Consider the following 12141-nt stretch of genomic DNA (forward strand, 5'->3'; position numbering starts at 1 on the left):
GGTCGGCCTGGGCGTGGATGACGAGTTCGACTGCGCGAGCCTTGAGTTCGTCGGTGTATTTCACTGGCAAGAGAGAATCTCCTTCTTCCAATCTCCCTGCCTCTATTATCCCCGGGGCGATTCATAGTAGCCGTCGGAGACCTTGTACCAGAGGTCGTCCCATCCGCCCTTGAAGGATTTGCTGTAGTAGCCTTTCACCTTCTGTCCACGCACATAGCACTTCAGCGTCAGCTTGGATCCCTTGGCGTACCAACCCTTCTGCGTCGACTTCAACGTCGCCTTCGACATCTTCTGCGTCTTCGCCATCACCTTGGCGGTCACGGCCTTGGGTGCGGGCTTATTGGTCGATGCCTTTTTGAAGGTGATGAAGTTCGAGGGCCACGTTATTTCAGAGTACCCCTTCATCGTCTTGCCCTTTTTGAGAACCGCGCGACCGCTGTAGCTATGTACCCCTGAATCGTCATAGCTGGTACTCGACACGTAGATTGTCTTCTTGTCCGAGCTGACCCAATCGACATAAGCAACGTGCCCTCTTGGACTCCTGCTGCTTGTATTCCACTGAGCCACATCACCGACCGCCGGAGTCTTGGTCACCTTGAGACCGTATTTCTTAGCGTTTGAGTCCCATTTGTAGGCGTCACCCATATTGCCGGGATTCTTCATCTTCATCTTGGACAGTCTGAAAGCCACATATTTTGTGCAGTTGTTTCCGTACCTGTCCTTCGGATACCCCCAAGCGGTCGTGCTCTTCTTGTACCCGAATTGCTTGACACAGACTTGGTTCTTCTTTTGGTAGCACGGCCAGGATTTCTGGCTCATTGGTGCTTTCGTTGACTTCGCTGCCGCCGGCGACGCGGACACCGTGGCTTCGGCAACGGAGAGTCCGGCCATACCGACGACGAGTGCAAGTACGAGCAGAATGCCGATGACGGCACGCTTGCTGATGGCAATCATGATGATCCCCCGGGTCAGATGAACAGAATGTTCGCGAAAAAGGAATACCCGGGGTCATCGCGCTCATCAGTTGCGGAACATCAGAGGGAAGTTCTCAGCTGCGGAAGTATCGTCTTTCCCGGTTCAGGTTGAACTCAGTAAATCATCACACTCGAGGGTCGACAAGACACTTTCGGTCACAAATACATCACATGCAGTACGTCCGATCGCTGGCCGATCGAGGACCGGCTTGTCGCTCACCTTTCGATTATCGGCTCGATCGGCAGGTCGTATTCTGCCGCGAAGGCCACCCAGTGGGCTGTCGGCTCTGCGGCGAAGGCGCGTTCGAGCGTTTCATGATCCGATCCGAGGGCCGCGGCGAGCGCCTTCGCGAAGTGCGGCTCCAGACAGGCGACCGCGACATGACCGTCGGCCGTGGCGTAGGTCCGATAGAAGGGAGTTCCCCCGCCGAGGTGGCCGCCCGGTGAGCTGAGACCATGCCGTGCAGGCCCTGCCGCCCATCCGGCGGCTTCGTCGAGGACGACCCGCCGAACGATCCCGCGCCGTGCAGTGCCGTCTCCCGCGCCACCCGCGCTCGCGTTGCCCGCGCCCGCGCCGGCCGAGCCCGTACTGCCCGATCTGCCGGCCCCAACTTGAGCACCCACGCCCCGCCGCACGTCTCGCTCGCGCAGACCGGCGAGCGCCTCGAGAGCAGCATGCTCACCGCCGAGTACGTCGGCGACGGGGATCGTCGGCATGTGCCCTGGCACCAGCGTGGCGTGCGCGGCCTGGTAGGTAAGGTCATGGCCGGGGACATCGGCGCGGTCACCGGCGAAGCCGACGATCTCGACATGGACGAGTTCATACTCGTCGACGAGCCCCGGCAGGCCGAGTGCGACAGCGGCCTTCGGCCGCATGGCGGTGAGCAGGATGTCCGCCTCGGCGGCGAGCTCCCCCAACCGACCGATTCCCGCTGGATCTTTGAGGTCGAGCGTCAGGATCTCCTGCCCTGCAGTGAGTTCCGCATAGTACGCAGGCACGCCGGCCTCGAGGGCATCGCCGGCCGGCGGCTCGACCTTGATCACGTGTGCCCCGAGGGCGCTCAGACGCGCTGCTGCCAAGGGCCCGGGCAGGTTGCCCGCCAGCGAGATCACTGTGATTCCGTCCAGGGGCTGATTTGTGCTCATCGTTCCTGATCTCCTTCGCTCAGCTTGACCGCCCCGACCGCCTGGCTCCCGCCGCTTGCAAGGCCATCACTCCCACCGGCCCGCGCATGCTCCCGCGCCCCTTCCACCACGACCGCGACGATGTCGTCCGGGTGCGATTCGGGCAGCCAGTGCGATGCACCTTCGAGCGGAACGAACCGGTAGGTTCCCTCGACCCAATGGGCGCTGAGCTCCGCGGTGGTCCGAGTGAAGGCGACATCCTCACTGCCCCAGATGAAACTCGTGGGCACGGTGATCGGGGTGCTGGGCATCTGGTCGTCAAGCGCCATGGCCCGGTAGTACTTGAGCACGGAGACCAACGCACCCGGTTCGGAGAAGCGCTGAACATACGAGACGGCGAGGTCGCCAGGCACCGCGCCGCCATAGAGTCCGATGAGCCGCTCACCGTCATTGCGCAGCAGGGAGTTCGCCACCGCCTCGGGGTGGTCCTGGATCGAGCGCATGTAATCCATCCGGGCATACTGCTCGTCATCGGTCTTCAGCTGCCGCCCCAGCGCCTTAGGATGCGGGGTCGAGACAACGGTGCAGGTGTGCAGACGCTGCGGATGGTTCGCGACGAACGGCCATGCGACCACGCCGCCCCAATCGTGGCCGACGAGGTGGAAACGCACGAGTCCGGCGGCGCGGGTCACCTCGGCGAGGTCGCCGACCAGCTGCGAGACCGCGTAATCCTCGACGCCGCCGGGACGCGCGCCCGGCGAATATCCTCGCTGGTCATAGGCGAAGACACTCATCCCCTGCGCGAGGAGACCCGCGGCCGTCTCCTCCCAGCACGAGGCGTATTCCGGCCACCCGTGCACGAGAACCGCATCGCCGAGGTCGGGGGCTGGCCGCGCCGGTGTCGCTCGGAAGGCGCTGAACTCCCCCTGCGACGTCGTCACCGTGAGCGCTTCGGCCGCAGCCGTAGCGGGCAGCTCCTGCAGGCGCGCTGCCACTGAGGCATTGTCGAACGGAAACCCAAGGCGGTGCTCGTCGCGGTTCCCACCGCCAGACGGCGCCCCATCCTGGTTCCCATCGGTTGTCGATGACGTCATGCGTCACCCTCCTCGCTGAAGGTGTCTCGTCGCGAAGGTGCCTCATCCGAACCGAGGATCAGCGGTTCTGACAGGCCGGTCCTGAACGAACGTACATGAAGCCGGTGAGCAGTTCAATGATGCGCCTGACAGCGCCCCCTCACCCGGGCGAACGGCGCACCCGCCCTCGCCCGGGCGAACAGTTCGCCACACCTGAATAAACGGTTCGCCGTCGCGATTCGAGGTTGTGCCGCACGGCACATTCCCGTAGATTCTAAACATAGGACATCATACGTCTTATGTATCGGTGTCTGCTGTATCAGTCGGGACCTCGCGCTTCGGTCCCCTACGAATTTGAGGAGGGAGGATGGACGCTCCGGGACTCGGCGGCCTCAATTGGGCCGTGATCATCATCTATCTGCTCGCTACACTCGGCATCGGCGTCTGGTTCACCCGGCGAGCCAGCGGAGGAACAGAGGAGTTCTTCAAGGCCAGCGGGCGGATCCCGGCATGGGCGGCGGGCTTCTCGATCTACGCGACGACGCTGTCGGCGATCACCTACATGTCCACGCCGGAGCAGGCCTTCCTCAGCGACTGGTCGTATGCCGCCGGCAACATCGCGATCTTCGCGATCGTCCCGCTGCTCGTCATCTTCTATATCCCCTTCTTCCGCAAGCTCGAGGTCACCACGGCCTATGAGTACCTCGAGGAGCGATTCGGGCCGAGCATCCGCGTGCTCGGCTCTGTCCTCTTCGTCCTCTTCCACATCGGCCGCGTCGCCATCGTCATCTACCTGCCGACCCTGGCCATCACCTCGGTCACCGACATCAACCCAGCGCTCGTCGCCTGGGCCGTCGGCGTGCTCTCGGTCGTCTACACCTTCCTCGGCGGCATCGAGGGTGTCATCTGGTCCGATGTCGTCCAGGGCATCATCCTCCTCGTCGGTGCGGGAGTCATCCTCGTCTTCGGCATCATGGCCCTCGACGGCGGTCTGGCCACGGTCGCCGCCGACGCCGCAGCCGATGACAAGTTCATCTCCGCGGACAACTGGAAGTTCGGCGGAGCGGCCGCGGCGATCCCGATCGTCTTCCTCGGCCCGGTGTTCAACAACCTGCACCAGTACACCGCGAGCCAGGACGTCGTCCAGCGCTACCAGACCACGGACTCCCCGAAGTCGACGGCCCGTTCGCTCATCGTCAACGGCTTCCTCGCGCTCCTGACGATTCCTCTCTTCTACGGAATCGGCACCGTCCTCTACAGCTTCTACCAGCATTCGGAGTCCCTGCCGGAAGGTTTCAACACCTCGGCGCTGGTGCCCTACTTCGCGGTCACCGCACTGCCGGCCGGCATCTCGGGTCTGCTCATCGCCGCGATCTTCGCCGCGGCACCGTCGACGATCTCCTCGAGCCTCAACTCGATCTCCGCATGCGTGACCGTCGACATCCGCGACCGCTTCTTCCCTCCCAAGGACGGGGCGCCCCGCACCGGGGTCGGATTCTCCCGCGCCGTCATCGTCATCGTCGGCGCCCTGTCCGTCGGGGCCGCGCTCTACCTCTCGGCGACCGACCAGGCTCAGACATGGGACCTGTTCCTCTCGATCACCGGGCTCTTCGGCGTCCCGCTGGCCGGAGTGTTCGCGCTCGGCATCTTCACGAAGCGGGCGAACACCTCTGGCGTGCTCGGCGGGCTCATCCTCGGCGCCGGCCTGGCATGGATCGTCCAGGAGCAGGCTGGGCTCACGCCGTTCATGGTCTCGACCGTCGCGTTCATCGGCGCCCTGGTCTTCGGCTACCTGGTCTCGCTGCTCACCGGCGCGATGCGGCGCGGCCGGACCGGTCACGATGTGCTGCCGCTGACCATCTACGGCAAGCGCGCCGCCTACACCCGCCGAGTCCCGACTCGGCCCACCACCCCCGCCGAGGCGGTCACCGCTTCCCCGGCCACCGCCGCCTCGGCGACGGCACACACGAACGATACGCAAGGAAAGAACCATGACTGACTTCCACGGAATCATCCCCCCGCTGCTGACCCCGCTCACCTCCGGCGGTGAGATCGACCGTGCCGGCATCGCCGCCCTCGTCGACCACCTCGTCGATGGAGGGGTGCACGGCATCTTCGCGCTCGGTTCCTCCGGTGAAGTCCCGTACCTGACGAACGCCGAACGCGACCTCGTGCTGTCGACGGCGATCGACGCCGCGGACGGCCGAGGGCCCGTCCTCGTGGGCATCAGCGAGCAGACGACGACCCGCACCCGCGATGAGGCCGACCGTCTGCTGGCCATCGGCGGGGACGCGGCCGTGGTCACCACGCCGTTCTATGCCCTGTCCGACGCCGCCGAGGTGGAGCGCCACCTGCGCGCCGTCGCCGCCCATATCAACGTCCCCCTCTTCGCCTATGACGTGCCCGTGCGCACGCACATGAAGATGCCGCTCGACGTCCTCGTCCGCCTCGCCGAGGAGGGTGTGCTCGCCGGAGTCAAGGACTCCTCCGGTGACGACGTCGGCTTCCGCCGCCTGCTGCTGGCGACGAAGCACCTGCCCGACTTCGCCGTGTTCACTGGCCACGAGGTGGTCACCGACGGTGCGATGCTCGGCGGCGCGGCGGGCATCGTTCCCGGCCTCGGCAATGTCGACCCCGCCGGATACGTGCGCATCTATGACGCGGCGAAGGCCGGCGACTGGACGGCCGCGACTGCCGAGCAGGATCGCGTGGCCAGACTGTTCGGCATCACCGGGGCTGCCACCCCGGGGCGCGTGTCCGCCGGTGCCGCCGGGCTCGGTGGGTTCAAGACCGCCCTGCAGCTCATGGGCGTCATCGGCTCGAACCGGATGGCCGAGCCGATGGAGGCCCTCGACGCCGCCGAGACCGAGCGCGTCCGCGAGATCGTCGCCGCCGCAGGACTGCTGTGACCCTGCCCGCCACCGTCGCCGTCGATGTCGGAGGCACGAAGATCCGTGCCGGTTCCGTCATCGACGGACGTCTCGCGCACGTGCGCGGCGTGCCGACCCCGGCGACCGCGGGCGCCGAAGCCGTCCTCGACACCATCGCCGAGGTGGCCGCCGCCGTCATCGCGGAGACGCAGAGTGCGCGTGCCGCCGCCGAGTCGGGCCTGATGTGGCGTATCGGCGGCGGTGCGGCCGGGGTCATCGATCCCGCGAGCGGCATCGTCGTCTCGGCGACGGATTCGCTGTCCGGTTGGGCCGGCACCGAACTGACCGCCGAACTCTCGGCTCGCACCGGGCTGCCGGTCCGCGCCGTCAACGATGTCCACGCCCACGCCCTCGGTGAGGCAAGCGCCGGAGCCTCCCGCTACTCGAGCAGTTCGCTGCTCGTCGCGGCCGGCACCGGCATCGGCGGCGGCTTCATCACCGACGGACGCCTGCTCACCGGGCGAAATGCCGCTGCCGGGCACATCGGGCATGTCCCGGTCGCCGCTGCTGCCGGGCTGGCCTGCCCGTGTGGGGGCACCGGACACGTCGAGGCCATCGCCTCGGGCCCGGCCATCCTCGCCGCTTACCGACGGTTGGTGCGAGACGAAGACACCACCACCTCGGCGCAGCTTGGCGCATGCACCTCGGCGCCGGCCGACACCCGCGCATTGGCGGCGGCCGCCTCGGCGGGGGATGATCTCGCCGTTCGAGCCTTCGATATCGGGGCACGTGCCCTGGGATCGGCACTCGGCGGCATTGCGAACGTCCTCTCTCCCGAGGTCATCGTCGTCGGCGGCGGCCTCGCCGAGATGGACGAGACCTGGTGGGCACCCCTCCGCGATGCCTTCGCCGCCGAACTCACCCCCGCCACAGCCGGCCTGAGCCTGCGGAAGGCAGAATTGGGACAGGACGCGGCCCTCATCGGCGCGGCAGGACTGTGGGCAGACGGATTCGCCCCACGCACCGGCACGTACACGCAACGCACCGGCACGAGCACCCCACGCACCGGCACGAAGAAGGAGTCTCACTGATGCTGTCGAAGACCGAGATACTCACGGCGCTGCACGGGCGGCTCATCGTCTCCGTGCAGGCCTATCCGGGCGAGCCCATGCGCGATCCGAAGACGATGGCGCAGATCGCTGCCTCGGCGGTAGCCGGAGGTGCGGCAGCCGTGCGCGTACAGGGTCTCGGCGACATCCAGGCGACGCGATCGGCCGTCGAGGTTCCCGTCATCGGACTGTGGAAAGACGGCAGAGAAGGCGTCGTCATCACGCCGACGTTCCAGCACGCCTACGCCGTGGCTCTGGCCGGCTCTCACATCGTCGCCCTCGACGGAACCCGGCGCGAACGCCCCGACGGCCTGAGTTTGACCGAGACGATCGGCCGCCTCCACGACCGGACGAATGCGCTGGTCATGACCGATTGCGGCAGCCTCGACGATGCCCTGGCCGCAGCGGATGCGGGCGCCGACATCATCGGCACGACCCTGGCCGGCTACACTGGCGAGCGCGGGGCGACCGACGGACCAGACCTTGAGCTCATCAGCGACATCCGCGATGCCGGGCTGAGCCGGTTCCTCGTCGCCGAGGGCCGCATCCACTCCCCCGCGCAGGCGGCCGCCGCCCGTGAAGCCGGCGCCGAGGCGGTCGTCGTCGGCACCGCGATCACCCACCCGGCGACGATCTCGTCCTGGTTCGCCGAGGCCGTCGAAGGCTGAGAAGCCATCTCTCAGAGGTGCTGCCAGTCCGGCTTGTTCGCGTAGGAATGGCGATAGTAGTCGGCCAGCTGCAGCCGTGAGGCCGCCGCATCGTCGATGAGCACGGTCACGTGCGGGTGCATCTGCAGCACCGTCGCCGGCCACATCGCCGAGACCGGCCCTTCGATCATCTGGTGCACCGCCTCGGCCTTGGCGCCGCCGGTGGCGATGAGGACGAGATGCTTCGCCTCCATGATCGTGGCCAACCCCTGGGTCAGGCACAGCGGGGGCACCTGGTCGACATCTCCGTCGAAGAACCGTGCATTGTCGAGACGCGTCTGCTTCGTCAGCGTCTTCACTCGCGTCCGCGAGGCCAGCGACGATCCGGGTTCGTTGAACGCGATGTGACCGTCGGTGCCGATCCCGAGGATCTGCAGATCGATTCCACCTGCCTCGGCGATCGCCTCCTCATACTCCGCCGAGGCGGCCGCGAGATCCGCAGCCGATCCCTCGGGTCCGTGGACGGCTCGCGGGGCGAAATCGACTCGAGCGGCGATCTGCGCGTCGATGACGTTGCGGTAGCGCTGGGGATGGTCGTCGGCGATGCCGACGTATTCGTCGAGCATGAAGGCCTGCGCATGAGCGAAGGACAGGCCGTCGCTGGTGTGTCGGCTGGTCAGTTCGTCGTAGATGCGCAGCGGACTGGAACCGGTGGCCAGACCGAGAACCGGTGCCGCCTCTGTGCGCAGGAGCCTCTCGACGGCGTCGGCGGCGAGTTCGGCCAGGGTGCGCTCTTCGGCAATGACGACCTCCATCAGTTCTCAGCCCTTGCCTGCGCCGGCGTCTCTACTTCGCCCAGCGTCTCTTCGTCCTGCGACGCCGCTCCCCCGGTCTCGTTCTCCAGCGCCCGCACGATCGGCTCGTAGTGGGAGGTGATCGCGGCGCGGAAGGCGTCCGCGTCGCCGGCCTCCGCCGCATCGAGCATGAGTCCATGCGCCCGGGCGGTCTGCTCGAGGTCGGAGGCGACGGCGACGTTGAGTCGCGGCAGGACGGCGGTGTGCACGTCCCAAAACGCGGCGACGAGCTGGCCGACGAGGGAGTTGCCCAGCGTGGCCAGCAGACCGGTGTGGAAGGCGCGGTCCTGCTGCGGGAAGCTCTTGCCTGCGGCGGCCATGGCGACCATCTCGTCGACCAGAGCGTGCAGGTCGGGGTTCGAGGTGCCGGCCAGAGCCTCGACGATCTGGTCGGACATCCCCCGGTCGAGCGCAGTGCGGACGTCGACGACGTCGCGCAGAGCGTCGAGGTCGTCGCCGGGGCTGAGCACTCCCCGGAAGACGAGCGCCTCGACGAGGGCGTCGAGGGACCCCTGGCCGACGTAGGTGCCGTGACCATGGCGGACGTCGACGATGTCGAGGGTCGTGAGCTTGCGGATGGCTTCGCGGACGTTGGATCGAGAAACGCCGAGGCGGGTGCACAGTTCGCCTTCGGTGGGCAGGAGGTCGCCGGGGCGCAGTCCGTCTGCGAGGATGAGATCCTTGATCCGATCGGAGGTCGTGACCTTCCGTCCGGTCGCTGTCGTCTCCGTCATGGGCACCCTCCGCCGATCGTTCTGGACTGAGTCTCCAGTATACGTCTGACATCAGATGTTTGCTTGAGTGAGGCCGAATCCACAGACACGATTCCCGGTCGCCGCCGGCCGATCCTCACGTCAATCTCGCCCTTGCCCGCAGTCCCGGCATATGGCCTTGTCATATACGGGAAGGCGTCGGACTACTAGGGTGGTAGACATCAGCGGTCGCCGCGCGGCCGACAAACACGACCCATGGGAGTAGTCATGACTGGACTCGCGGTCACCATCGCCATAGTCATCGTCATCCTCGTCGTCGCCGTTCTGCTCTTCGGCAAACTGCGCACGAGCATGTTCTTCACGGTGAAGACGCAGGAGAACGTCGTCGTCGAACGGTTCGGCAAGTTCAAGAAGGTCGCGAAGCCGGGGCTGAACACGAAGCTGCCGCTCATCGAGACGCTCAGCCGCCCGATCTCGCTGCGCGTCCAGCAGCTCGAGGTCAACATCGAGTCGAAGACGAAGGACAACGTCTTCGTCACCGTTCCCGTCGCCGTTCAGTACGTCGTCGAGGAAGACAATGTCGCCGATGCCTACTACCGGCTGGCGAATTCCGAGGAGCAGATCCGCTCCTACGTCTTCGACACCGTCCGTTCGGCTCTGTCGGGGCTGACCCTGGACACGGCGTTCGAATCGAAGGACGACATCGCTGAAAACGTCGAGCGTCGGCTGTCCGAGTCGATGAAGCGCTACGGCTTCAAGATCGTCAGCACCCTGGTCACGGACATCACCCCGGACCCGAAGGTGCGCGATTCGATGAACTCGATCAACGCCGCCCAGCGCGACCGGGTCGCCGCGCAGTCGCTCGCCGAGGCGGACAAGATCAAGCGCGTCACGCAGGCTCAGGCCGAGTCCGAGGCGATGCGCCTGCACGGTGAGGGTGTGGCCGCTCAGCGCAAGGCGATCGCCACCGGCATCGCCGAGCAGTATGCGAAGCTGCAGGAGGTGGGCATCGACAAGACGGCCGAGCAGCTGCTGATGATGACCCAGTACTTCGACACCATGCAGAACGTCGCCCAGGAGGGGCGGTCGAACGTGCTGTTCATGCCCTCGAACCCGGGCGGCCTGGGTGAGATGGGGCAGGAGATCAGGAACGCCCTGTTCGCCGCCAATGCCGCCGAGGATGGGGCGGGCTTGGCCGCGCCAGAGAGCCGGTATGGTTCGAGCCACGGTTCAGAGCGCCGCAGCGTGCCGCCGCAGCCGTCGACACCGCCGAGTTCGAGCGGGTCCGGGCAGGGCGCGGGCGAGGGGTACGGTCAGGGCTCCGGCCACGGATCGAGCGACAGGTACGGTCAAGGCTCCGGCCAGTCAGAGGCGCAGTCGCTGAAGTCGCGAGCGCAGTCGATCGCCCAGCAGTGGACGAACGGCCAGCAGCCGCCGAACGGTCAGCCGCCGCAGAATCCGCAGCAGTGACCGGCCGCTGACCCCGCCTCACGGGCCGAGCGGGCGATAGCCTCAGGAGCATCGCACGCCAGGCCACTGAGGGGCGGGCGAAGAGAGATCTTCGCCCGCCCCTCAGTCGCATTCAGCACGCCGTATTCAGCGCCACCCACTCCCGCCTTTCAATGAAATCAAGGTCGTCTCGATCCATTGGTTGTGCACAATTGAATTGTGTGCAACCATTGCCATATGAACCCGCTCGATCTCGACAGGCAGCTCTGCTTCGCTCTGTATTCGGCGTCGCGTGCGATGACTGCGTCGTACAAGGATCTGCTCGCCGAACTCGGCATCACGTATCCGCAGTACCTGGTCATGCTCGTGCTGTGGGAAAACGATGCTGAGCCGGAGGGCGTGACGGTCAAGCGCCTCGGCGAGCGCCTGCAGCTGGATTCGGGCACGCTCTCACCTCTCCTCTCCAGGCTCGAGAAGCTCGGGTTCATCACACGACACCGGTCGACCGAAGACTCGCGCAGCGTCTTCGTCCGCCCGACGGCCGAGGGGGCGGCGGCCAAGGAGCGTGCCGAATGCGTGCCTGCTCGAATCGGGGCGCGCACGCAGCTCGATCCCGACGCATTGCCCGGGCTGCTGGAAACTCTGCGCACGCTCACGGGTAACCTCCGTGGAGATCACGCCCCCACCCCCTGAACCCACACTGCACCACCGATGAAAGGAAGAATCATGAAGGCTCTCTACACCGCAGAAGCCCTGGCCACCGGCGAAGGCCGCGACGGCCACGGTCGCACGAACGACGGAAAGGTCGACGTCGATCTCGCGACGCCTGCAGAGATGGGCGGCAGCGGCAACGGCACGAATCCCGAACAGCTCTTCGCCGTCGGCTACGCCGCCTGCTACCACTCGGCGCTGCGCCTCGTGGCCGGTCAGGCCAATGCGAACGTCGACGACTCGGCCGTCGGCTCACGCGTGAGCATCGGCAAGAACAATGAGGGCGGGTTCCAACTCGCCGTCGAACTCGAGGTCACCCTCCCGCACCTCGACAAGCCCGAGGCCCAGGCACTCGCCGACAAGGCCCACCTGGTCTGCCCGTATTCGAACGCCACCCGCGGCAACATCGACGTGACCATCACCGTCACCGACGACTGACCGTCGCCGAACAGAGCCGAGGGGCGGGCGAAGAGAAATCTTCACCCGCCCCTCGGTCGTATTCAGGCTCGGTCCCGATCTGGCCCCCTCGACTGCGAGTCGAGCGCGCCGAGCTCCCGCCCACCGACACCATCCCTCACCATTAGCGTCACCCCGTCCCGTTTCTGCGGGAGGTTTT

Annotated in this window: 12 protein-coding genes; 7 read left to right on the forward strand and 5 right to left on the reverse strand. The window is 66.3% G+C overall.

Features of this window, described 5'->3' with window-relative positions; all coding sequences use genetic code 11:
• Positions 1-105: 105 nt before the first annotated feature.
• The 3 genes from HK401_RS19585 to HK401_RS19595 all read right to left on the reverse strand — a co-directional run bounded on the left by HK401_RS19585 (position 106) and on the right by HK401_RS19595 (position 3193).
• On the reverse strand, positions 106-954 hold the full coding sequence (locus HK401_RS19585; RefSeq protein ID WP_181276346.1) for a CHAP domain-containing protein: 849 nt from the start codon (positions 952-954) through the stop codon (positions 106-108).
• A 236-nt stretch (positions 955-1190) separates the two neighbouring features.
• The gene (locus tag HK401_RS19590; protein WP_181276347.1) at positions 1191-2120 is read right to left on the reverse strand and encodes a CoA transferase; all 930 of its coding nucleotides are present in this window, start codon (positions 2118-2120) and stop codon (positions 1191-1193) included.
• Positions 2117-3193 (reverse strand): alpha/beta fold hydrolase, encoded by a 1077-nt coding sequence (locus tag HK401_RS19595; protein WP_181276348.1) that lies wholly within the window; start codon positions 3191-3193, stop codon positions 2117-2119. The genes HK401_RS19590 and HK401_RS19595 overlap by 4 nt, the downstream gene beginning before the upstream one ends.
• Positions 3194-3539: 346 nt before the next feature.
• On the opposite strand from HK401_RS19595, the gene HK401_RS19600 reads away from it, so the two are divergent.
• The 4 genes from HK401_RS19600 to HK401_RS19615 are packed head-to-tail and all read left to right on the forward strand — an operon-like array spanning position 3540 to position 7819.
• Positions 3540-5171: a sodium:solute symporter family protein gene (locus tag HK401_RS19600; RefSeq protein WP_181276349.1), complete on the forward strand. Its 1632-nt coding sequence runs from the start codon at positions 3540-3542 to the stop codon at positions 5169-5171.
• Positions 5164-6081, forward strand: coding sequence for a dihydrodipicolinate synthase family protein (locus tag HK401_RS19605; RefSeq protein WP_181276350.1), 918 nt, complete (start codon positions 5164-5166; stop codon positions 6079-6081). The genes HK401_RS19600 and HK401_RS19605 overlap by 8 nt, the downstream gene beginning before the upstream one ends.
• Positions 6078-7133: an ROK family protein gene (locus tag HK401_RS19610; protein WP_309136054.1), complete on the forward strand. Its 1056-nt coding sequence runs from the start codon at positions 6078-6080 to the stop codon at positions 7131-7133. Before HK401_RS19605 ends, HK401_RS19610 begins: the two co-directional genes overlap by 4 nt.
• Positions 7133-7819 (forward strand): N-acetylmannosamine-6-phosphate 2-epimerase, encoded by a 687-nt coding sequence (locus tag HK401_RS19615; RefSeq protein WP_181276351.1) that lies wholly within the window; start codon positions 7133-7135, stop codon positions 7817-7819. The genes HK401_RS19610 and HK401_RS19615 overlap by 1 nt, the downstream gene beginning before the upstream one ends.
• A gap of 11 nt (positions 7820-7830) precedes the next feature.
• Here the strand turns inward: HK401_RS19615 and nagB are convergent, their stop codons facing one another.
• Positions 7831-8613 (reverse strand): glucosamine-6-phosphate deaminase, encoded by a 783-nt coding sequence (gene nagB, locus HK401_RS19620; RefSeq protein WP_181276352.1) that lies wholly within the window; start codon positions 8611-8613, stop codon positions 7831-7833.
• Entirely contained in the window at positions 8613-9386 is a 774-nt protein-coding gene (locus HK401_RS19625) for a FadR/GntR family transcriptional regulator (RefSeq protein WP_181276353.1), read from the reverse strand. The genes nagB and HK401_RS19625 overlap by 1 nt, the downstream gene beginning before the upstream one ends.
• A 246-nt stretch (positions 9387-9632) precedes the next feature.
• Here HK401_RS19625 and HK401_RS19630 point away from each other — a divergent pair, with 246 nt between their 5' ends.
• The 3 genes from HK401_RS19630 (at position 9633) to HK401_RS19640 (ending at position 11963) form a co-directional block, all read left to right on the forward strand.
• Positions 9633-10835 carry an SPFH domain-containing protein gene (locus HK401_RS19630; protein WP_258234359.1) on the forward strand — a complete coding sequence of 401 codons (1203 nt, stop codon included), beginning with the start codon at positions 9633-9635 and terminating at the stop codon, positions 10833-10835.
• A 216-nt stretch (positions 10836-11051) separates the two neighbouring features.
• On the forward strand, positions 11052-11507 hold the full coding sequence (locus HK401_RS19635; protein ID WP_181276354.1) for a MarR family winged helix-turn-helix transcriptional regulator: 456 nt from the start codon (positions 11052-11054) through the stop codon (positions 11505-11507).
• Positions 11508-11540: 33 nt separating this feature from the next.
• On the forward strand, positions 11541-11963 hold the full coding sequence (locus HK401_RS19640; protein ID WP_181276355.1) for an organic hydroperoxide resistance protein: 423 nt from the start codon (positions 11541-11543) through the stop codon (positions 11961-11963).
• Positions 11964-12141 lie beyond the last annotated feature (178 nt).

This window comes from Brevibacterium oceani, from assembly GCF_013623835.1.
GTDB lineage: Bacteria > Actinomycetota > Actinomycetes > Actinomycetales > Brevibacteriaceae > Brevibacterium > Brevibacterium oceani.